The sequence below is a fragment of the Microbacterium suaedae genome, from assembly GCF_003254645.1.
In the GTDB taxonomy this organism is placed as follows: Bacteria; Actinomycetota; Actinomycetes; order Actinomycetales; family Microbacteriaceae; genus Microbacterium; species Microbacterium suaedae.
In genome coordinates this window covers 1-22070 of the sequence record NZ_PNFD01000003.1, presented here as the reverse complement: position 1 = coordinate 22070, position 22070 = coordinate 1, and the positions used below count along the sequence as shown (strand labels likewise).

The 22070-nt window shown below is 69.6% G+C and carries 14 protein-coding genes and 1 pseudogene; 11 read left to right on the top strand and 4 right to left on the bottom strand.

Annotated features, from left to right (window positions below; all coding sequences use genetic code 11):
* The first annotated feature begins 221 nt into the window (after positions 1-221).
* Positions 222-1484 (top strand): MFS transporter, encoded by a 1263-nt coding sequence (locus C0012_RS09685; RefSeq protein WP_110589786.1) that lies wholly within the window; start codon positions 222-224, stop codon positions 1482-1484.
* Positions 1485-1540: 56 nt separating this feature from the next.
* Here the strand turns inward: C0012_RS09685 and C0012_RS09680 are convergent, their stop codons facing one another.
* Positions 1541-1726 carry a DUF3073 domain-containing protein gene (locus C0012_RS09680; RefSeq protein WP_110589785.1) on the bottom strand — a complete coding sequence of 62 codons (186 nt, stop codon included), beginning with the start codon at positions 1724-1726 and terminating at the stop codon, positions 1541-1543.
* Between the two features lie 158 nt (positions 1727-1884).
* On the opposite strand from C0012_RS09680, the gene C0012_RS09675 reads away from it, so the two are divergent.
* The 4 genes from C0012_RS09675 (at position 1885) to C0012_RS09660 (ending at position 6760) form a co-directional block, all read left to right on the top strand.
* Positions 1885-2418 (top strand): universal stress protein, encoded by a 534-nt coding sequence (locus C0012_RS09675; protein ID WP_110589784.1) that lies wholly within the window; start codon positions 1885-1887, stop codon positions 2416-2418.
* Positions 2415-2825 (top strand): fluoride efflux transporter FluC, encoded by a 411-nt coding sequence (locus C0012_RS09670; protein ID WP_232527872.1) that lies wholly within the window; start codon positions 2415-2417, stop codon positions 2823-2825. Before C0012_RS09675 ends, C0012_RS09670 begins: the two co-directional genes overlap by 4 nt.
* Positions 2822-3193 (top strand): fluoride efflux transporter FluC, encoded by a 372-nt coding sequence (locus C0012_RS09665; protein WP_162621912.1) that lies wholly within the window; start codon positions 2822-2824, stop codon positions 3191-3193. The genes C0012_RS09670 and C0012_RS09665 overlap by 4 nt, the downstream gene beginning before the upstream one ends.
* A 315-nt stretch (positions 3194-3508) precedes the next feature.
* On the top strand, positions 3509-6760 hold the full coding sequence (locus tag C0012_RS09660) for an efflux RND transporter permease subunit (protein ID WP_110589782.1): 3252 nt from the start codon (positions 3509-3511) through the stop codon (positions 6758-6760).
* A 91-nt stretch (positions 6761-6851) separates the two neighbouring features.
* Here C0012_RS09660 and C0012_RS09655 read toward each other — a convergent pair whose 3' ends face one another.
* Positions 6852-8258: an MFS transporter gene (locus C0012_RS09655; protein ID WP_198411120.1), complete on the bottom strand. Its 1407-nt coding sequence runs from the start codon at positions 8256-8258 to the stop codon at positions 6852-6854.
* A 101-nt stretch (positions 8259-8359) separates the two neighbouring features.
* Between C0012_RS09655 and C0012_RS09650 the strand changes: the two genes are divergently transcribed.
* From C0012_RS09650 to C0012_RS09635, 4 genes and pseudogenes are all read left to right on the top strand, one after another.
* The gene (locus C0012_RS09650) at positions 8360-9244 is read left to right on the top strand and encodes a helix-turn-helix transcriptional regulator (protein ID WP_110589780.1); all 885 of its coding nucleotides are present in this window, start codon (positions 8360-8362) and stop codon (positions 9242-9244) included.
* A gap of 704 nt (positions 9245-9948) precedes the next feature.
* Positions 9949-11934 (top strand): annotated as a pseudogene (locus C0012_RS15870) (DEAD/DEAH box helicase); the annotation flags it as partial.
* Positions 11935-12124: 190 nt separating this feature from the next.
* Positions 12125-13057, top strand: coding sequence for an aldose 1-epimerase family protein (locus C0012_RS09640; RefSeq protein WP_110589778.1), 933 nt, complete (start codon positions 12125-12127; stop codon positions 13055-13057).
* A 57-nt stretch (positions 13058-13114) separates the two neighbouring features.
* A complete protein-coding gene (locus C0012_RS09635; RefSeq protein WP_110589777.1) occupies positions 13115-14146 on the top strand; it encodes a M15 family metallopeptidase in 1032 nt (343 codons plus the stop codon).
* Positions 14147-14167: 21 nt separating this feature from the next.
* Here the strand turns inward: C0012_RS09635 and C0012_RS09630 are convergent, their stop codons facing one another.
* Positions 14168-16339 (bottom strand): energy-coupling factor transporter ATPase, encoded by a 2172-nt coding sequence (locus C0012_RS09630; protein ID WP_269777940.1) that lies wholly within the window; start codon positions 16337-16339, stop codon positions 14168-14170.
* Positions 16336-16893: an ECF transporter S component gene (locus C0012_RS15705; protein ID WP_110589776.1), complete on the bottom strand. Its 558-nt coding sequence runs from the start codon at positions 16891-16893 to the stop codon at positions 16336-16338. Before C0012_RS15705 ends, C0012_RS09630 begins: the two co-directional genes overlap by 4 nt.
* Positions 16894-17033: 140 nt before the next feature.
* Between C0012_RS15705 and recQ the strand changes: the two genes are divergently transcribed.
* Both recQ and C0012_RS09615 read left to right on the top strand, forming a co-directional pair.
* Positions 17034-19019, top strand: coding sequence for a DNA helicase RecQ (gene recQ / locus C0012_RS09620; protein ID WP_110589775.1), 1986 nt, complete (start codon positions 17034-17036; stop codon positions 19017-19019).
* 256 nt (positions 19020-19275) lie between these two features.
* The coding region (locus C0012_RS09615; protein ID WP_110589774.1) for a choice-of-anchor G family protein at positions 19276-22070 on the top strand (2795 nt) is incomplete at its 3' end.

Below are 22070 nucleotides of genomic sequence, written 5' to 3'. Positions count from 1 at the left end.
GACTGCGTTGTGATGTGCGAGGTGAGGTCACTGCGCGTCGGGGCTGGGGCCCGCCGGCTGCGGAATCCCGCCCGCCCCACACCCAGTCCCCAACACAACGCAGTCGATTCGGCCGAGACAGCGGCGGAACGCCCCCGAAAGCCGTGAAGGGCGCCGGATTGACTGCGTTGTGATGGGGCACAGCGGGCGCCTCCAGTACCACCGCGTAGGATCGAGGCGACATGCCGCGCCTGAAGAATCCCGCCCCCTGGCTGCGGTTCGCCGTATGGGGAGTCGCGTGCGTGGCGTATCTCGCCGCGATCATGTCGCGCACCTCCCTGTCGGCGACGGGCGCGATCGCGAGCGATCGCTTCGAGCTGACGAGCGATCAGCTCGCCGCCTTCGGGATCCTGCAGCTGTTCGTCTACGCGGCGGCGCAGATACCCGTGGGCATGCTCATCGACCGCCTCGGCGGGCGGTTCGTGCTGCTTGTCGGCCTCGTGATCGTCGCCGGCAGCCAGCTGCTCATCGGCTTCGGCGACTCGTTCGGCGCACTTCTCGTGGCGCGCGCCTTCGCGGGCCTCGGGGATGCGATGGTGTTCCCCTCGGCCGTGCGCCTGACCGCGGTCTCGCTGCCGTCGCGCTGGATCGCGATCGGCACGCAGATGATCGGCGTCGTCGGCAACTTCGGCATGGTCGTCACGGCGACGCCGCTCGTCCGCCTGGTCGACTTCACGAGCTGGCCCACCGGGTACTCGATCATGGCGGCTTTCACCGGTGTCGTCGCGCTCGCGGCGGGTGGGATCCTCGCCCTGATGGGCCGGGATCCGTCGCGGACGGCGAGCGGGGAGAGCCTCGGATCCGTGCTGCGCGGCACCGGCGAGGCGATGCGCCAGACGGGGTCGTGGCTCGCCTTCACGGCGCACCTGATGACGAGCGCCGCATTCACGGCCTTCGTCGTGACGTGGGGCCCGCTGTTCCTCTCCCATGGTGCGGGGTTGGACGCGGCGGGTGTCGGCGTCTATCTCCTCGCGATCCCCGTCACCGGCATGGTGGCCGGTCTCGTGATCGGCCGCGCGATCGTGGGCCGTCCGCGGCTGCGCGCGCGGATCGTGATCGGATCCGTCGTCCTGCAGATCGCGGCGTGGATCCTCGCGTTGATGTGGCCGACACCGACGCCCGTGATCGTCCTGGCGCTGCTGGCGCTCGCAACCGGCGTCGGGGGGCCCGCGTCGCTGACCGCGTTCGAGATGTCGCGCGACTACGTGCCGGGACACCTTGCGGCGCGCGCGAACGGCGTCGTCAACACTGGTGGCTTCTCCGGCGCGCTCGTCATCATCTGGCTGACGGGCGCGATGCTGACGCTGCAGGGTGCCGACACGCCGGACGACTACTCGATGGAGATGTTCCGCGTCGCTTACATGCCGATGCTCGGGTTGCTCGCGGTGGGCGTGACCGTGTTCGCCGTGCTGGATGCGCGGATCCGGCGGCGTTTCGAGGAATGACGCGAAGAGCGCCGCAGGCGAACCACCTGCGGCGCTCTTCGTGCGGAGAAAGGGTGTCAGACCCTCGCGGGCTCGTCGTCCTCGTCTTCGTCTTCGTACATGTCGGCCCAGCGGTCGACGTACTCGTCGTCGTTGTTGTGCGTGAGCTCGCGCTCAAGTGCCGAATAGTCCACGGTCGGACTGAACGACTTCAGCTCGCGAGCGAGCTTTGTGTGTTTCGCCTTCTGACGGCCACGCCCCATAGCGCGTCGACCCCCTTCAACGTCGATCTGTGGGTGATTTCTCGAACCCTATTCAGATACATGCTTTCATGGCACCCGGAAATTCACCGGGAAAGAGTAGGATTCAGGATACCACGGGGCCTGAACGGCGGGCTCCGCAGGCCAGGAGGTGCGCATCTATGTCCGACGCCCAGAACCCCGCGGAATCGCCTGCCGGTGAGCCGCACGGAGCCGTCATCGCGGCGATCATCCCCGATCAGTCCCCGCGCGTCATTTCGGAGGCTGCCCGCTACGCGACGCTCCTCGGGGTCCCGCTCGTCGTGGTGCATGTCGACGTGACGCGATTCGTCACCTATGAGGATCCCGACGGCGCGCCGCACACGGCGCCCATCGACATCAACATCGACGCGGGTGCGGAAGAGCTCGCCGCGGTCACCGCGCAGGTCACGGCTATCCTCGAGCGCTTCGACGTCGAGTGGTCGACGACTCAGCTCGTTGGCGATCCGGCGCTCGCGCTCAAGCACTTTGCGAACAAGATCGACTCGCCGCTCATCGTGCTCGGCACGCGCAAGCGCGGATTCGGTGAGTCGATCCGCGAGTTCTTTACGGGATCCGTCGCCGCGCGCCTGTCTCATCGCCAGTACCGGCCGCTTCTTGTCGTGCCGGTCGACGAGCCGATCGAAGACGACAAGCCGATCTTCGACGAGGCGTGACGCAGGCCCGCCCAGGCATCGATTGGGTCCAGCTGCCGCTCGTCGTCGTGGGCGGCGCGCTGGGCGCGCTTCTGCGGTGGGCGCTGACGTTCGATGACGCCGGGGTCGTGTCGATCCTGATCGTCAACGTGGTCGGGTCGACCGTGCTCGGTGTCGTCGTCGGCATGTTCGGCGAACGTCACCCGCGACGCCGTGCGCTCCTCGGGACCGGGTTCCTGGGCGCCTTCACGTCGTACAGCGCGCTTGCGCCGGCCCTCGGGTACCTCGCGGTGCACTTCGCCGGGCCGGTCGCGTGGTTCGGGCTTGCGGGCCTCGGTGTGCTTCTGGTGATCGCGGTGGCGGCCGTCGCGTGCGCGCTCGCCGGGCTTGCCCTGGGCCGGAGGCTCGGGAAGAGGAGGGGATCGTGAGCCCGCTGATGGTGCTCGGTGTCGCGCTCGCCGGGGGTGCGGGCGCGGGCGCGCGTTGGCTGGTCGATGTCTCGCTCTGGCGCTGGCGTCGGGGCGGGTTCCCGTGGGCGATCCTGCTCGTCAACGCCGTCGGGTGCCTCTTCCTTGCCTTCCTCACAGTCGTCGTCGGTGCGTCGTACTCGTGGTTCACGATCGTGGGAGCGGGTCTGTTCGGCGGCTTCACGACGTACAGCACGGTCTCGGTCGACTCCGCGCAGCTGTGGCGGCAGCGTCGCTACCGGCTTGCCATCGCGAACGTCGCGGGCACGCTCGTCGTCTGCCTCGCGGCGTCGGCGGTCGGAACCGTGCTCGGCCTCGCGTTCGTCTGACCTCTGCCGTGGCGCGAGCGTCGGAGGATGCGAGGGAGCACTGCGCCGGCGTCGGATGGTTCGTCGTTTCCGGCCCCGAACGGCGGCGTGTCGCGACCTATGCGCGGCCCGGTCCGACGCCGGCGCAGGGACGTCCTCGCTGATCCGACGCCGGCGCCACCCGAACGGATGACCCCGCTGTCGTACCTGAGGATGATCTTCCGGAAAACCGGATGGTGTGCCTGGGGCCCTGTGGAAGACTGAGAATCGCGGATACGCACCTGTATCGGAAGCGGATCCGCGTCTCGCGCCGTCTGACATCTCCGGGGATCCTCTGTGTCGAATCTCGCCGTTCTCAGCCTGAAGAACCGCGCCCTCATCGCGCTCATCACGATCTGTGCCGCGATATTCGGCGGCTTGTCGCTCACGAGCCTCAAGCAGGAGTTGATCCCCTCGGTCGAGCTGCCCGCGCTCGTCGTCACGACGAGCTATCCGGGCGCCTCGCCTGACGTCGTCGAGGGAGACGTGTCGACGCCGATCGAGGAGGCGATCCAGTCGGTCCCCGGCCTCGACTCGACGACGGCGACGAGCTCGTCGAACGCGTCGGTCGTGCAGGCGATGTTCGACTACGGCACCGACATGGCGACCGCCGAGCAGAAGATGCAGCAGGCGATCAGCCGCATCTCGGGCCAGCTTCCTACCGACGTCGACCCGCAGGTCGTCTCGATCTCGCTCGACGAGCTGCCCGTCATTCAGGTGGCCGTGTCCGGCTTCGACGATGCGGCCCAGGCGGAGGATCGTCTCGACGATCTCGCGATCCCGGCGATCGAGGACGTCGACGGCGTCGGAACGGCGTCCGTATCGGGCGCGATGGGGGAGCGAGTCACGATCACCCCGGTCCCGGAGGGTCTGCAGAGCGCGGGCCTCACTCGGCAGGCCGTCGTCGACGCGCTCCAGCAGAACGGCAATCTCTTCCCGGGCGGCGAGATCACGGAAGACGGCGACACGCTGACCGTGCAGACGGGCGTGAAGATCACCTCGGTCGATGACATCCGGCAGCTGCCCCTCGTCTCCGGCGCGGAGCCGCAGGTCGATCCGGCGACGGGTGCGGTGACGATGCCTGAAGCGCGCACGATCGCCGATGTCGCGGAGGTCGCCGTGGAGGACGACCCCGTGACGTCGATTTCGCGCGTCGACGGTGAGGACGCCATCTCGATCTCGGTGACGAAGCTCCCGGACGGCAACACGGTCGACGTGTCGGAGGGCGTGATCGCCGCGCTGGACGACGTCGGAGCGCAGATGCCCGAGGCGAGCTTCACCGTGGTGTTCGACCAGGCGCCATTCATCGTGCAGTCGATCGAGACGCTCGCCGTCGAGGGTGTGCTCGGGCTCGTCTTCGCGGTGCTCGTGATCCTCGTGTTCCTGCTGTCGATCCGATCCACCCTCGTGACGGCGATCTCGATCCCCACGAGCGTGCTCATCTCGTTCGCGAGCATGCAGGCGTTCGGGTATTCCCTGAACATGCTCACGCTCGGCGCTCTGACGATCTCGATCGGGCGCGTCGTCGACGACTCCATCGTCGTGATCGAGAACATCAAGCGGCACTATGTCGAAGGCGCAGACAAGGGCGACGCGATCCGTCTCGCCGTGCGCGAAGTCGCGGGCGCCATCACCGCATCGACGGTGACGACGGTCGCGGTGTTCCTGCCGATCGTCTTCGTCGGAGACATGGTCGGCGAGCTGTTCCGACCGTTCGCGATGACCGTCACGATCGCGATGCTCGCCTCCCTCCTCGTCGCCCTGACGATCGTGCCCGTCCTGGCGTACTGGTTCATGCGTCCGGGCAAGCCGCTCGTGGATGATGCGGGCGAGCGGATCGATCCGGAGCACCCCGACGCCCCGCCGTCTCGACTGCAGCGGGCGTACGCGCCGATCCTCCGGTGGACGCTCAAGCACTCGTGGTCGACGCTCGGCCTCGCGGCCGTCGTCATGGTGGGGACGGTCGCCCTCGCACCGCTCATGAAGGTCAACTTCCTCGGTGACACGGGGCAGAACTCGCTCACCGTCACGCAGGATCTCGGCGACACCGCCAGCCTCGAGACGCAGGACGCGGCGGCCGCTGATGTCGAAGCGGCGCTCGTCGGGCTCGACGGCGTCGAGACGGTTCAGGTGACGATCGGATCCGGATCCTCGCCTCTGGCGGGCATGATGTCCGGCGGCACAGGCATCACCTACTCGATCATGACCGACGCCGACGCCGACCAGGAGGCCGTGCGGGCCGATGTTGAGGATGCGGTCTCCGGCATCGACGGCGCGGGCGAGATCGCCGTGCAGTCGGCGGCCTCGCCGGGAGCCTCGAGCGACATCACGGTGCAGGTCGACGCGGCCGGCGACGCAGAGCTGCGCACGGCGGCCGAGTCGCTCACGGCCGAGCTCGAAGGACGCGACGGGATCGGCGCGGTCACGAACGACCTCCAGGCCGCGATGCCGTTCATCTCGGTCGACGTCGATCGCCAGGCCGCGGCCGATCGCGGTCTCAGCGAGGCCGCCGTCGGCACTCTCGTCAACAGCGCGATGCGGCCGCAGCAGGCCGGGACGGTCGAGATCGACGACACGTCGCTCACCGTCTACGTCGCGAGCGAGGACCCGCCGTCGACGGAGGATGAACTGCGGCGCCTCGAGGTCCCGACCGCGACCGGCGTCGTCGAGCTCGGCGATATCGCGACCGTCGAACGGAGCGAGAGCCCGTCGTCGATCACGACGGTCGCCGGTCAGCGCACGGCCACCATCACGGTGCCACCGGCGACGGACGATCTCGCCACGGCGACGGCATCGGTGCAGGCCGCGATCGACGCGGCCGAGCTGCCGGAGGGGGCGACGGCGTCCATCGGCGGTGTCGCGGAAGACCAGGCGGACGCGTTCGCGCAGCTCGGGCTCGCGATGCTCGCCGCGATCCTCATCATCTACATCGTCATGGTCGCGACGTTCAAGTCGCTGCGGCAGCCCCTGCTGCTGCTCGTCTCGGTGCCGTTCGCGGCGACCGGAGCGATCCTGCTGCAGGTCGTCACGGGTGTGCCGCTCGGGGTCGCAAGCCTCATCGGCGTGCTAATGCTCATCGGCATCGTCGTGACAAACGCGATCGTGCTCGTCGACCTCGTGAATCAGTACCGTTCCCGCCACGGGCTCTCGGCGCACGACGCGACGCTCGCCGGATCCTCGATGCGTCTGCGCCCGATCCTCATGACGGCGCTCGCGACGATCTTCGCGCTCACGCCGATGGCCTTCGGGATCACGGGGCACGGCGGGTTCATCTCGCAGCCTCTCGCGATCGTCGTGATCGGTGGGCTCGTCTCGTCGACGTTCCTCACGCTCATCGTGCTGCCGACGCTGTACAACCTCGTCGAGGGTGCGAAGGAGCGGCGTGCGAACCGTCGGGGTCCGCGACCGGACGGCGATGCCGGCAGCGACGGCCCCGCGCCGGATGCTCCGGGTGGCGGATCCGCGGCCGAGGTGCCCACGGATTCGGCTGGCGTGCAGCCCGCGGGAGAGGGCATCGTCGCTGCGCCGCCCCTACGCCGCCGGCGCTGACGGATCGCCGAGATGCTGACATCGCGCGGAGATTCTGACCGAGACGGCTGATCCGTCAGAATCTCGCGCGATCGTCAGTATCTCGCGTCGATCAGCGCGCCGACACCGATCGCGCGAGGGCGGCGAAGGCGAGGGCGCACGCGGCGTGGATCGCGAACGCGACGCCGACGCCGCGGTCCATCCCTGCCGGATCCGTCCCCGCGATGCTCCAGAACACGCCGCCGAGCAGCGCCACGCCGATGCTGAGGCCCAGCTGCTGCACGGTCGTGAAGAGGCCGCTCGCGACGCCGGCCGCCCATTCTGGCGCCCGCGAGAGCACGGTCTGCAGGACGGGACCGAACATCATCGCCTGCGCGACGCCGATCGGGATCAGGACGAGCTGCAGCGTCACGAGATCGGCCGCGCCCGCGACCTCCAGCGCCGTCACCGCGAGCATCAGCACGGCCTGGGTGACGCCGGCGAGGACCATCGTGTGCGCACCGAGCCGGGCGAGGATCCGCGGGAGCGCGATCGACGTCGCGATGAAGGAGACGCCGAATCCCAGCACGAGACCTGCGGCGCCGAGCGGACCGGTTCCGAAACGGCCCTGGGCGAGCGCCGACAGTTCGTAGAGGAACGCTCCGTAGGTCGTGAAGAACAGCAGCGTCATCACCAGGCCGCGGCGAACGACGACGATGCGCAGCACGCTCGGCGGCACGACGGGCAGGATGCCGCGCGCTTCGGCGCGCCGCTGGTGGATCCAGAATGCGGCGAGTGCGCCCGCGCCGGTGACGAGCGCGGCGATCGTCCACGTAGGCCATCCCGTTGCGCGGCCGACCGTGAGGGGCAGCACGGCGAGCATCAGTCCGGCTCCGAGGAGCGCGGCGCCCGTCCGGTCGAGGACGAGCGGCGCCGAGGATCGTGATTCGGGGATCGCACGCAGCCCGAGCAGCGCGGCGGCGGCGACGAGCCCTGTGAGGATCTGCACGGCGCGCCATCCGATGTGCTCGGGCAGGGCCGAGGCGAGCACGCCGCCGACGATCTGCCCCAGCACCGTGCTCACGCCGCTCATCGCCGCGAAGAGGGTGAGCCCGCGCACGCGGAGCGCGCCTGCGGCCGTCGCCTGGATCGTCGAGAGCACCTGAGGCGTCAGCAGTCCCGCGGCGATGCCGAGCAGCACGCGGAGGACGATCGTCACCCCGATCCCGGGGGCGAAGGCTGTCGCGATGCTGAAGCCGGCGACGCCGAGCGCGCCGATGATGAGGATCCGCCGGCGCCCGTACCGGTCTCCGAGGCGGCCGCCGATGACAAGGGAAGCGGCGAACGCGATCGTGAACGACGCGAGCACGAGCTGCTGTCCGGCGGCGCCCGCGTGCAGGTCTCGTCCGATCGCGTCGGCGAGCACATTGACGGATCCGAAGGTGAAGTTCACGGGGACGTAGACCGCGAGCAGGACGGCGAGGCCGCGGGGAGTCAACCCGGTGGATGCGCGCGTTGCGACGGGGGATGTGGTGGTCATGGATCCACCGTCGACCCATCGGGATCCTGTTACCAGAAGTGCATTCATCCTATTACTGACACCATCTGGATCCGCGGGCGCGTGGCACGCAGGATGGAGGCATGGACGATCCCGACGAGCGTCGCCGTCAGCTCGGCGCCTTTCTGCGTGCCCGGAGAGAGCGTGTTTCGCCTCGAGAAGCGGGCATCGCCGTGAGCGGTCGTCGACGCACGCCCGGCCTGCGTCGCGAGGAGGTCGCCCAGCAGGCGGGCATTGGCATCACCTGGTACACCTGGCTCGAGCAGGGGAGAGCGACGGGCGTCTCCGAGCAGGTTCTCGAAGCCGTCGCGCGGGTGCTGCGCATGAACGAGGCCGAGCGGCGTCACATGCGGGTGCTCGCGGATCGCGCCCCGGCGGTCGCGCATTTGCCGCCCATGAGCCTGCGCCCCGAGCACGTCGCCGTGCTCGAGCAGCTGCTGCCGTTCCCCGCCGCGATCCAGACGGACGGCTACGACATCGTCGCGGCGAACCGCGCCTACCGCTTCCTCTTCAGCGACCTCGACGCCTTCGCTCCCGATGAGCGCAATTGTGCCTGGCTGATGTTTACGAACCCGACCTGGCGGGGCAGCCTCGTCGATGAGTCGCTGGTGCTCCCGGACATCGCGGCGAGGCTGCGCGCCCATGCCGCCGAGCACCGAGATGAACCCCGCTGGGAGGTCCTCATCGAGCGGCTGCGGAGCGAGTCGGCGGACTTCCGCGGCTACTGGGATGACTACGAGGTCGCGGACGAGAGGCCTCGGCTGCGCCGCTACGCATCGCCGCGGGCCGGCCGGCTGACCACCCACTTCCAGAGCCTGTGGATCGATCCCGGCCGTGGCACGCGGATCATCGTCATGTCCCCGGCGGATGCCGCGTCGACCGCTCGGCTTGAGAGGTTCGGCGCGCTCATCGAGGCCGCGCCGGCGTGGACGGGGCGAGACGACGTCGTGGGGGAGCTCGCGAGCTGAGGGGTGCTTCCGCGGCCGGTCGCGAACTGCGGGGGTCCGCCCGCTTGGTGGGTCGGGTCCCGGGGTGCTTCCGTGACCGGTCCGGAACTGCGGAGATTCTTCCGTTCGAAGGATCGGATCCGGATGGCGGATCCGTGGAATGGAAGAATCTCCGTCGAAGCGGACCGGCCCAGCCCGGGGGTTTCCCAGGGCGTCAAGATACTCTGGCGTGTCGGCTCTAGGATGCCGCGTCGTATGCGCGGGTGTGTGTTGTGTCCTTCTCGGCCGCAATGACACCTACGGAAGGTGCGTGCTTTCGCATGCCCAAGAACAAGAAACCCGCGGGCGGACGCCCCGCTCGGAACTTCGATCCTCGCTACGGCAAGTCGAGCAGCGGATCCCGCAAGCCGCGCTGGACGCGCGATGATCGCGCCGCGCAGGGGAACGGATCCGGACCCCGCCGCGACAGCGCCGAGGGCGGCTACCGTCAGAATCGCGATGAGCGTCGTCAGGATCGTTTCGGTGACCAGGGCGCGCGCCCCACGGGCCGCGGTCCCGCCCGTGACGACCGCGGCGGAGGCCGTTTCGACCGCGACGAGAGTCGTGGCGGCGGGCGCTTCCGCGACGACCGGGGTGGGCGCGGCGATGACCGCGGTGCGCGTCGTTTCGACCGGGATGACCGCGGCGGACGCGGTTTCGATGGTGCCCGTGGATCTGCGCGTGACGATCGCGGTGGACGTGGTTTTGACCGCGGTGACCGATCCGGTGGCGGAGGACGTCGCTTTGACCGCGATGACCGCGCCCCGCGTCGGGATGATCGCGGTGGCCGCGGCTTTGACCGCGATGATCGTGCCCCGCGTCGTGACGACCGCGGTGGGCGCGGCTTCGATGGTGCCCGTGGATCTGCGCGTGATGACCGCGGCGGACGTCGCTTTGACCGCTCCGGTGGTGGTGCGCGTCGTTTCGACCGCGATGATCGCGGTGGGCGCGGTTTCGATGGTGCCCGTGGATCTGCGCGGGATGACCGTGGCGGACGTGGTTTTGACCGCGGTGACCGCTCCGGTGGTGGTGCGCGTCGTTTCGACCGGGATGATCGCGGTGGGCGCGGTTTCGATGGTGCCCGTGGATCTGCGCGGGATGATCGCGGTGGCCGCCCGTTCGATGGCAATCGTGGCGCTGGCCGTGATGACCGTGGGGAGCGTCGTTTCGACCGGGATGATCGTGCCCCTCGTCGGGATGATCGCGGTGGCCGTCCTTTCGATGGCAATCGTGGCGCTGGCCGCGATGACCGCGGCATGAACGGCGACCGCGCCCCGCGTCGTTTCGACCGCGATGACCGCGCCCCGCGCCGCGATGTCCGTGGCGACCGCCCGTCCCGCCAGAACCGCGACGACCGTCCGGCGCGTGCGCAGCACGACGGCGAGAAGGCCTGGCAGGAGCGCCGCGAGGCGCCGCAGCGCTCGGCGCAGCACGAGCAGCAGATCGATGTCGTGCACGAGCGCCTGAGCGCCGAGGCGGTGGCCGCGGATGTGGTCGAGGGCCAGAGCTTCGGCGATCTCGGCCTTGGCGAGAACATCTGCCGTGTGCTCAGCGAGCAGGGTGCTGTCAGCCCATTCCCGATCCAGGCCGCGACGATCGGGCCGATCCTCGCGGGCAAGGACGTGCTCGGCCGCGGACGCACCGGATCCGGCAAGACCATCGCCTTCGGCGCGCCGCTCGTCGAGAGCCTGCTGCGCGCTCGTGACGGCGGGACCCGCGCATTCGGTCGTTCGCCGCAGGCGCTGATCCTCGCCCCGACGCGCGAGCTCGCGCTGCAGATCGACCGCACGGTTCAGCCGATCGCGCGCAGCGTCGGCCTGTTCACGACGCAGGTCTACGGCGGCGTCCCCCAGGCGCGACAGGTGGGTGCGCTCAAGAAGGGCGTCGACATCATCATCGGCACCCCGGGCCGCATCGAGGATCTCCACACCCAGGGCAAGCTCGACCTCAGCCAGGTGCAGATCGCGGTTCTCGACGAGGCCGACCACATGTGCGATCTGGGCTTCCTCGAGCCGGTGCAGCGGATCCTGCGCCTCACGAAGGACGGCGGGCAGAAGCTGCTGTTCAGCGCGACCCTCGACCGCGAGGTGTCGGCGCTCGTCGACGAGTTCCTCAAGGATCCGCAGGTCTACGAGGTCTCGGGTGAGGACCAGGACTCGGGCACGATCGACCACCAGGTGCTCGTCGTCGATCAGCGTCGCAAGCGGGAGGTCATCGAGCAGCTCGCGAATCGCGAGGGGCGCACGATCGTCTTCAGCCGCACGCGCGCGTTCGCCGATCAGCTCGTCGAGCAGCTCGAGGACGCCGATATCCGGGCGATCGCGCTGCACGGCGACCTCAATCAGGCCAAGCGCACGCGCAATATCGAGCGCTTCTCGAACGGCCGCATCAATGTGCTCGTCGCGACGGACGTCGCGGCGCGAGGGATCCACGTCGACGACGTCGACCTCGTCGTGCAGGCCGACGCCCCGGACGAGTACAAGACGTACCTGCACCGCTCGGGTCGAACGGGTCGCGCGGGCCGTGAGGGCCGCGTCGTCACGCTGATCCCGCGCAATCGTCGCCGTCGCATGAGCGAGCTGCTGCAGCGCGCCGAGATCGATGCGCCGTTCCGCGACGCCAACCCCGGCGACGTCGTGCTCGACGAGATCTCGGGCGCGCCCGTCGCCTGATCCCGTCACGAATCGAGGAGATCTCACGAAACGAGGGCCCGCACCGCGGATCCGCCCTCGTTTCGTGAGGTCTCCTCTTTTCATGCGAGGGGTGCGCCGGCGCGTGAGGACCCGGGGAGCATGCGTGCGGCCGCGGCGCTCGGCGACACGGCGCGAAGCGCGGTCGGGAGCGTGCGCAAGAATAGGGGGCATGCCTCACACCCCCGTCGATCCCACCGGCCAGCAGATCCGCCTTACGCGAGGCGACGTCACCGCGCACATCGCGCAGGTCGGCGCCGCACTGCGCGGGCTCACGGTCGATGGCACCGCCATCGTCACGCCGTACCCCGAGCACACGGCGACGCCGTTCGGGTCGGGTTCGGTTCTCGTGCCCTGGCCGAACCGGATCCGCGACGGCCGCTGGGCGCAGACCGATCCGCACGGCGCCGAGTACGACGAGCAGCTCGCGCTTACCGAGCCGGCGCTCGACAACGCGATCCACGGACTGCTCCGGTACACGCCGTACGTGATCGAGCAGGACGAGGCGTCCGCGACGCTCACGGCGACCGTCGTGCCGCAGAAGGGATACCCCTTCGCGCTCGTCACGCAGGTCGTCTACGAGCTGACGGACGACGGGATCCTCGTGACCCACCGCCTCACGAACGTCGGCGCCGACGCGGCACCCGCCGGAGTCGGCACGCACCCGTTCTTCTTCATCGAGGGCGTGGATCCGCGCGAGCTGCGCCTCACACTCCCGGCGTCGACGTGGTTCGAGGTCGACGACCGCCTGCTGCCGACGGCCGAGAAGCCGGTCCGCGACGAGACTGATCTACGTGAGGGGGCCCGTCTCGGCGATGTCGATCTCGACACCGCCTTCGGCACGCTCTCCCGCGACGCCGAGGGCCTCGCGGGCACGACCCTCGAGTCGCCCGACGGGCAGAAGGTCACGATCTGGCAGGACGAGAACTTCGACTACCTCCAGGTGTTCACGACCGCGTCCTACCCGGGGCAGGATTACGCCGTCGCCGTCGAGCCGATGACGATGCCGCCTGAGGCCTTCAACTCTGGCGAGGGCCTGCGGTGGATCGAACCGGGCGAGACGTGGGAGCTCAGCTGGGGCGTCACGTACGGACGGGCCGAATAGCAGGCCTCTTCGGCGCGCGTACAGGGCGAAGACACCCGGAGCAGAGACGATGGCACGGTGACCACCGCGCCCCCTGAGCTCTCGCGCCGCGCTGAGCGGCGTCGACGCGTCACGCGTCGACGCCGCCGGGCGGTCGCAACGGCGGTCGCCGCGTTCGCGGCGTGCGCCATGCTCGTCACGGGCGCGCTTCTCTCGGCGGGAGGCGCGGATCGCGATCTCCGCGGCGACGGCGCGGGCACGCAGGCGCTCGGGGATCCGGCCCCGCTGGATCCCACCGTCGAGGCCGCGACCCCGGAGGCGCAGGGGATCCCGCTTCGTCAGGCAGATCTCGACGATGACGAACCGGATCGCGCGAGCGACGGGGACGAATCCGCCGCGTTCTGCTCGCCCTCGGTCGACGAGGCGATCGCCTCGGGCGACCCCGAGGCGCTCGTCGTCGCCGCGGGCGGCGGCTCGGCGTTCCGCGAGGGCGTCGTCGCGGGTCGCGCGAGCGATTGCATCTCGCTGAGCCATCCCGCCTGGGACTGGGTCGTCGTCAACAAGCAGCGGCCGATCGATCCGATCGACTTCGTGCCGGAGCTCGTCGCCCCCGCGACGTACAGTCCGATCGGCGCGCACCTGGATCCGTCCGCCGCCGAGTCGCTCGACGCGATGACATCTGCCGCGCTCGACGCCGGCGCGGGCGAGATCGGGCTCGAGAGCGGGTATCGCTCATACGACACGCAGGTCGATGCCTACGGATCCCAGGTCGATCTGCGCGGAACCGAAGGTGCCGATCTCACCTCGGCACGCCCCGGGTACAGCGAGCACCAGCTCGGCCTCGCCGCGGACCTCGTGGCGTGCGACGGGACCGCGTGCGGAACGATGTACGAGTTCGGCGAGACGCCGCAGGGGCAGTGGATCGCCGACAATGCGTGGCGGCACGGGTGGATCGTCCGATACGAGGCGCACACGACGGCGACGACGGGCTATGAGGCCGAGCCGTGGCACCTTCGCTACGTCGGCGTCGAGCTCGCGACTGCGTATCACGAGGGTGGATACGAGACGTACGAGGAGTTCTGGGGTCTCCCCGCCGCACCGGGGTACTGAGCCGGAGAGTCCCGCTGCCCGTCAGTGCAGCGCGCCCACGACGAACGTCACCGCAGTGACGGCCCAGCCCACGACGACGCAGGCTGTGTCGGGGGCGCGCCAGCGCCACTCGCGGCGTTCGGTACGGGTCGGGTACGCACCGAAGGCGCGGGCGTCCATCGCGAGCGCGACGCGCTCGGCGTGCCGGATCCCGCCGGCGAGCAGCGGCACCAGCAGACTGACGGCGGCGGGGCCGCGCACCGCGGATCCTCGGACCCGCCGGGCCGAGCGGATCACCCCGAGCTCGTACCGGAAACGCGGCACGAACCGCACCGCCGCGAGCGCCGCGTAGCCGATGCGATACGGGATCCGGAGCTGCGCGACGAGGGCGCGCACGGTGTCGACGCCGTCGCTCGTCACGCCGGGAATCAGCGCGAGCGCGAGCAGGGCGGCGAGGCGCAGCGCGGTCGCGATGCCCGCCTCGAGCCCGCTCCACACGCCGAATCCCGTCGCGAGGACGATGACGATCGCGGGGAGCGCCACGCCGAGCCACAGCGCGATCTGCCGCGTGAAGCGGGTGCCGAGCAGCAGGGCGAGGGTGGACAGGGCGAGGAAGATCGCGGGCGTGATCGCGTCGCGGGTCAGCACGAGGCCGATCATCGCCGGGATCACCGCGGCGAACTTCGCAAGCGGGTTGAGGGTGTCGAGCGCCCGCGGTCGTCGCGTCGTCGGCACATCGGGCGCGGAGTCCGTGGAGGGAGTCGGCGCGCTCTCGACTGCTTGCATTCCCGGCAGCTCGATGACGTGCGTCGCGTGCTGGGCGACGAGCGCGTCGTCGTGCGTGACGACGACGATCGTCGTACCGGCCGCGTGGAGGTCCTCGAGCATGTCGATGAGCGCCGCGCTGCGGATCGCGTCCTGACCGTAGAGCGGCTCGTCGAGGATGAGCACGCCGCTCGGAGGCATCGCGATGAGGGCCGTGCCGACGGAGAGGCGCCGCTTCTGCCCGCCGGAGAGTCGCGACGGGTGCTGATCGGCGTGGTCGGCGAGCCCGAGCCGGTCGAGCATGCGCGCGACGCGCGTCTCGACCTCGTCACGCGGCAGGCGAAGGCGACGCAGGTCGTGCGCCAGTTCGTCGCGCACGGTGTGGGCGACGAACTGATGCTCGGGGTTCTGGAAGACGAAGCGGACCGCGCGTGCGCGCCGCCGGGGTCGCCACGGATCCTCGCCCTCGACGCGGACGGCCCCGCGCGAGACCGGGATCACGCCCGCGAGCGCCTGCGCGAGGCTCGTTTTGCCGGCGCCGTTGGGGCCGATGATCGCAGTGAAGGATCCGCGGGGGACGTCGGCCGAGACGTCGCGCAGAACGTCGCGGCCGCCGCGCGCGACGGCGATATCGCGCGCCGTGATGATCGGATCCGCGCTGGTGCGCGCGCCCGCGAGGGTCTCGCTCGCGGGCGGCGACGGGAGTGCGACGCCGAGGGTGCGGAGTTCGTCGGCGTGGTCGCGGAGGACGTCGGAGGGGGCGCCGTCGAAGGCGAGGCGTCCCTCGTGATCGAGGACGAGGATCCGCGTCGCGAGCGGCAGGGCCGCGGCGAGGTCGTGCTCGATGACGAGCAGCGATCGATCACCCGACGTGATCACGTCCCGCACGGCCGAGTACACGTCGGCGGCACCGTCCGGATCCAGATTCGCGGTCGGCTCGTCGAGCACGATGAGCGCGGGCCGCATCGCGAGGGCGCACGCGATCGCGAGCCGTTGGCGTCCGCCGCCCGACAGCACGGCCGGATCCTCCTCCCGACGCTCCCACAGGCCCACGCGGCGCAGCGAATCCTCGCAGCGGGCGGCGATCTCGTCTGCAGACAGGAGCAGATTCTCGAGGGCGAACGCGACCTCATCGCGCACGGATCCCGTGACGACCTGCGCGTCGGGATCCTGGAACACCATCCCGACGTGCGTGCCCAGCTGCGCGGGTGTCGCCTGCGATGTCGGGATGCCGGCCACGGTGACGGATCCCGCTACCTCGGCGTCGATCGCGTGCGGGATCAGCCCATTGGTCGTGAGCGCGAGGGTCGACTTGCCGGATCCGCTCGGCCCCGCGAGCAGCACGACCTCGCCGGGGGCGATCGCAAACGACACATCGCGGATCGCCGGGCGGCTCGCGCCTTCATGCGTCACGCTCACACGTGAGAGGGCGACGATCGGCGCGGTCACCGGGCGACACGGCGCCGGGGTACGACACCGGCCCGCTCGAGGGAGCGGCCGACGGCGAGGCCGCCGAGTGTCCAGGCGACGGGGCCGAGCATCGACAGGGCGATGTACGCGATCTGCGCCCACTCGGGCAGGCGTGCGAGGTCGGCGGCCATCCACACGACGGCAGCGATGCCCGCTCCGATGATGAGGGCCGACAGCGTGTATCGCCACCATGCCCACGCCCGATAGCGGAAGGCCGCGGCCACGAGCTCTTGAATCCCCCCGAACAGCAGCGCCGTGCCCAGGAACTGCAGGGCGTAGACGGGCGCGATCGCGCAGCTGACGAATGCGGCGAGCACGTGGGCGAGGAGCGCGACCCACGGTCCGCGGAACAGCTCCTGCGCGATGATCCCCGGAAGGACGTGCACCCCGAGGAGGAAGCCGTACAGGAACGGGGTCGCGGCGAGAACCGGAACGGCGAGCCAGCCTTCGATACCGCCGACGAGGCCTGTCGCGACGCCGATCGCGGCGCAGACGAGCAGGACGCGCGTCGAGAGCACAGAGGGGCGGGACACACTCCGAGCCTACGGTGAGCGACCCCCTGCGGGAGCCGATTTTCGTGCGGATCCGCCGAGAAAGTGAGGGTGCCCTCAGTTGCGATCGAGTTGTCCACAGGAGGCGGATGCCTGTCAGTCGTCGCTCGTAGGCTGGGGGCATGACGCAGCCGCCGTATGACTTCGATCCCGACGACGGCTGGATTCCGCCGGAAGAGCCGCCCGACGACGCATACGCCGAGTACACGGGCGGCGCGATCGAGTGGGCCGATCCGTTCGCTTCGGATTCGCCTCCGGCCGACGCGCCGCGCGAGCGGCGAGCCGTTCGCGCCCCGCGATTCGGGACGGGGCTCGAGGCGCTCCAGACAGTGTACGGATACGAGGCATTCCGCGGTGAGCAGGCCGAGATCGTCGAACAGGTCGTGGGCGGCGGCGATGCCATCGTCCTCATGCCGACGGGTGGCGGAAAGAGCGTGTGCTACCAGGTGCCGGCGCTCGTGCGCGAGGGCACCGGGCTCGTGGTCTCACCCCTGATCGCGCTCATGCACGATCAGGTCGAGGCACTGCGCGCCAACGGCGTCGCGGCGGCCTCCCTCAACTCGACGCAGGCGCCTGCCGAGCGCGCCGAGGTCGAACGCGCGTACCTCGCGGGCGAGCTCGACCTCATCTACGTCGCGCCGGAACGCCTCAGCAGTCCGCAGACGAGAGAGCTCCTCGCACGCGGCGCGCTGAGCGTCATCGCGATCGACGAAGCCCACTGCGTCAGCCAGTGGGGGCACGACTTCCGGCCCGACTATCTCGCCCTCGGCGAGCTCGGCGAGCAGTTTCCCGGTGTCCCGCGCATCGCCCTCACGGCGACGGCCACCCGCGAGACCCATCGCGAGATCACCGAGCGGCTGCGTCTCGGCGACGCTCGGCACTTCGTCGCGAGCTTCGATCGCCCCAACATCCAGTACCGCATCGAGCCGAAGGTCGACGCTCGTCGGCAGCTGCTGCAGTTCATCCGCTCTCAGCCCGACGGGGCCGCGGGGATCGTCTACGCCCTGAGTCGCAAGTCGGTCGAGCAGACCGCGACCTATCTTGCGGGGCAGGGCATCGACGCGATCCCGTATCACGCGGGTCTCCCGGCCGAGATGAGGGCGGCGCATCAGGGGCGCTTCCTGCGCGACGAGGGCGTCGTCGTGGTCGCGACGATCGCGTTCGGCATGGGCATCGACAAGCCCGATGTGCGATTCGTCGCCCACATCGATCTGCCGAAGTCGGTCGAGGGGTACTACCAGGAGACGGGGCGAGCGGGGCGCGACGGCGAGCCGAGCGTCGCGTGGATGGCCTACGGTCTCGGCGACGTCGTGCAGCAGCGCCGGATGATTCAGCAGGGCGAGGGCGATCGCACCCTGAAGATGCGTCAGCAGCAGCACCTCGACGCGATGCTCGCGCTGTGCGAGACCGTGTCCTGCCGACGCCAGAACCTGCTCGGATACTTCGGTCAGGAGTCCTCCCCCTGCGGAAACTGCGATACCTGTCTCGAGCCGCCGAAGACCTGGGACGGGCTCGTCGCCGCGCAGAAGCTGATGTCGACGATCGTGCGCCTGCAGCGCGAGCGCGGGCAGTCGTTCGGCGCGGGGCACCTGATCGACATCCTGCGCGGCAAAGAGAACGAGCGCGTCACCCGATTCCGGCACGATCAGCTCGCGACCTACGGCATCGGCGGCGATCTGTCTGAACAAGACTGGCGCAGCGTCATCCGGCAGCTTCTCGCGCGCGGGCTGCTCGCCCCGCAGGGTGAGTACAACACGCTCGCGGTCACGCCGGAATCGGCAGGGGTGCTACGGGGCGAGACGCCCGTGCCGCTGCGACAGGACGTGATCGGTCGGCGCTCTCGACCGGCGGCGAAGAAGACGACAGCTGCCGACACGCTCGCGCCCGAGGATCGCGATCTCTTCGAGGCGCTGCGCGGGTGGCGGGCAGCGCAGGCTCGAGAGCAGGGGGTGCCGGCATACATCGTGTTCGGCGATGCGACACTTCGGGCTCTCGCCGAGCATCGGCCGACGAGTCTCGCCGAACTTGACGGCATTACGGGGGTCGGCGCGAAGAAGCGCGAGGCCTACGGACAGCAGGTGATCGAGGTCATCAGCGCGTCGCCGTAACCGAATCGTTATTCAGTTCCCTCCCAGAATACTGGACGCCAGGCTCGTATACCGCAAAGCTGGGCGCGCGGACCTGTGCCGCGTCCACGATGGCCGTGCATCTTCGATCGGCCTCGGGGCTCGATGAACGTATCGATGTGAGGGGTATCCAGTGCACGCTCAGAAACAGGGTCGATCCGGGGGCGGCAGCTCCCGGTGGTTGACGAGGAGGCGACTCGGTATCGGAGCCGTGGTCGCGACATCAACGATGGTGGGAATGGGGCTCGTCGCTGTCCCCGCTTCGGCAGCGCCCGGTGACGAGTCCGCGTCCAGCTCTCAGTTCGTGAGCGGGTCGCTTCTGGACGCGATCGATCTCTCTTCGATCGCGGGCGTCGCGGGGACCGAAGCCAGCAACTCGGGCGATCCCGCTCCGGTGATCGACACGACCGACCTAGATATCACGGCGCTCAGCGCGATCAATGTCACGATTGCCGACGGAGTTTCGCTCCCTCTCGGCGACCTGCTGGCGCTCGGAGCGGTGAACCAGTACTCCGAGGCGCGCGACGCCGGGGTCTCGCTTGCAGCCTCCGGAGCCGTCAGTGACGCGGGTGTTGTGGACACCTCGGGCGACGGCACATTCCCCGCCGATGCAAGCCTCAACCTCATGGCGCTCCTTCCGGAGACTGCGGCGCTCGACACTGCGAGCCTCACGCTTGGCGCTGTCACGGGCGTCGCGGCATTTGACGCCGCTCAGGCCGATCTGGCGACCGCGTGCGCCGATCTGGCGGCCCCGGATCACTGCCGCGACTATCAGATCGCGTCCGCGACGATCAACGTCGGCTCACCGCTTCTCGGCGACATCGTCACAACCGCCAACGGGGCGCTCACCACGCTCGGCACGACGCTCGAGGCTCTGGAAGATGAGGTCGTCGACGGTCTTCTCGCCGGCGTCACAGATTCCCTGGACCTCCTCAGCTCCCTCCTGCCGGGCGTCTCTCTCGTCTCGAACGACCTGGCCGTCGACATCACGGCCGATCTGGCGGGCGCGCTCAACGCGGAGCTGAACGAGGTGCGAACCGCTGGCGGCGTGACGCTCGACCTGAGTGCAGGCACGATCGCCGTTGATCTCGAGCAGCTTGTCGACGTCAACAACCTCCCGCCGAACACACCTCTTCTGAGTGCGACGACGCTCACGGCGATTGGCGACCAGGTTGAAGGTCTGCTGACGCAGCTGCAGGGTGAGATCAACGCCGCTCTCGACGGAGTGCTCGACAGTGTCACCGTCTCCATCAGCGGGGGTGTCTGCTTGCTTGAGGTAGCCGGGCTTTGCACAGCCGGTCTCGACATCGCTTACGACGGCACGCTCGGCGATCTGCTCGATGGTACGGAATCGCTCGCGCTCAGCGGGACCGGTACTCTCGGGCTTCTCGACCCGATCATCGACCCGCTGCTTGCCACAGTGACGAGTGGTCTCACCGACCTGGTCCAGCCGCTCGTCACGAGCGCGCTCAGCACGGCGGGTAGCGCGATCGAGGCTGTGATCACGACCGCGGCTGGCGAGCTCAGCCCCGTGTTCGGGCTGATCGGTGATGTCGTCAGCGTCAACATCAATGTCCAGGAGGACGACGGTGCGGGCACCTACACCGAGATCGCCACGCAGATCACTCTCATCGGGGGCAACGGGGCGACCGTGAACCTCGGGAAGGCATCAGTCGGCGCGAACTCGATCGCCGACGTGGTCTACGACACGGCGATCCTGGTCGACCCGGGAACGATCCAGCAGGGTGAGTCCACGACGATTTCCGGTTCGGGCTTCGCGGCGGAGGAGTCGGTGTCGCTGACGATCGACGGTGCTGAGGTCGGTCCGGTCATGACGGATGTTGACGGGAACTTCACGTTCGACCACATGACGGATGCGGACGCGGCTACGGGCACGTTCGAGGTCGTGGCGACGGGTGAGGCGTCGCAGACGCCCGCCACCGGCTCGCTGACGATCGAGGCCGCGGACGCGGTCTACGACACGGCGATCATGGTCGACCCGGGCACCATCCAGCAGGGTGAGTCCACGACGATCTCCGGCACGGGCTTCGCCGCCGAAGAGTCGGCGTCGCTGACGATCGACGGCGCTGAGGTCGGTCCGGTCATGACGGATGTGGACGGGACCTTCTCGTTCCTGCACATGACGGATGCGGACGCGGCTACGGGCACGTTCGAGGTCGTGGCGACGGGTGAGGTGTCGCAGACGCCCGCCACCGGCTCGCTGACGGTCGAGGCCGCGGGCACGGGCGCCGACCCCGACGCGAACGCCGATGCCGACAGCACCTCGGCTGCGAACGCCGACGCTGATGTGGATGGCAGTAACGCCGATGAGAACACGAACGCGGCGGCCTCGGCCTCCGCGTCGGCGAACGCTGACGACGACAGCAACGCGGCGGCTCAGGTTGCGGCGCAGGCTGCGGCTCAGGCGGATGCGTCGACCACGGCCACGGCTGCGGCGGATGCGGATGCGACCGCTGCGGCTCAGGTTGCGGCGAACGCGGATGCGTCCAGCGATGCATCGACGGACGTCTCCTCGGAGGCGAATGCGTCGGCCCAGGTGGCGGCTCAGGCTGCTGCGCAGGCGGATGCGACGTCGGCGTCGAACGCTGATGCCACCTCGGCCGCCGACGGGAACGCAGGATCGGCTGCGGCGGTTGCCGCGAACGCCGATTCCTCGTCGGACGCGTCGGTTGCGGCCGCGGCGAACGCGGACAGTGATGTGGATGGCAGTAACGCCGATGAGAACACGAACGCGGCGGCCTCGGCCTCCGCGTCGGCGAACGCTGACGACGACAGCAACGCGGCGGCTCAGGTTGCGGCGCAGGCTGCGGCTCAGGCGGATGCGTCGACCACGGCCACGGCTGCGGCGGATGCGGATGCGACCGCTGCGGCTCAGGTTGCGGCGAACGCGGATGCGTCCAGCGATGCATCGACGGACGTCTCCTCGGAGGCGAATGCGTCGGCCCAGGTGGCGGCTCAGGCTGCTGCGCAGGCGGATGCGACGTCGGCGTCGAACGCTGATGCCACCTCGGC

Excerpts from the sequence above, each read along its gene's own strand:
- recQ (WP_110589775.1), top strand. The coding sequence starts at position 17,034 with ATGACGCAGCCGCCGTATGACTTCGATCCCGACGACGGCTGGATTCCG.
- C0012_RS09685 (WP_110589786.1), top strand. The coding sequence starts at position 222 with ATGCCGCGCCTGAAGAATCCCGCCCCCTGGCTGCGGTTCGCCGTATGG.
- C0012_RS09680 (WP_110589785.1), bottom strand. The coding sequence starts at position 1,726 with ATGGGGCGTGGCCGTCAGAAGGCGAAACACACAAAGCTCGCTCGCGAG.
- C0012_RS09655 (WP_198411120.1), bottom strand. The coding sequence starts at position 8,258 with ATGACCACCACATCCCCCGTCGCAACGCGCGCATCCACCGGGTTGACT.
- C0012_RS09675 (WP_110589784.1), top strand. The coding sequence starts at position 1,885 with ATGTCCGACGCCCAGAACCCCGCGGAATCGCCTGCCGGTGAGCCGCAC.
- C0012_RS09640 (WP_110589778.1), top strand. The coding sequence starts at position 12,125 with ATGCCTCACACCCCCGTCGATCCCACCGGCCAGCAGATCCGCCTTACG.
- C0012_RS09650 (WP_110589780.1), top strand. The coding sequence starts at position 8,360 with ATGGACGATCCCGACGAGCGTCGCCGTCAGCTCGGCGCCTTTCTGCGT.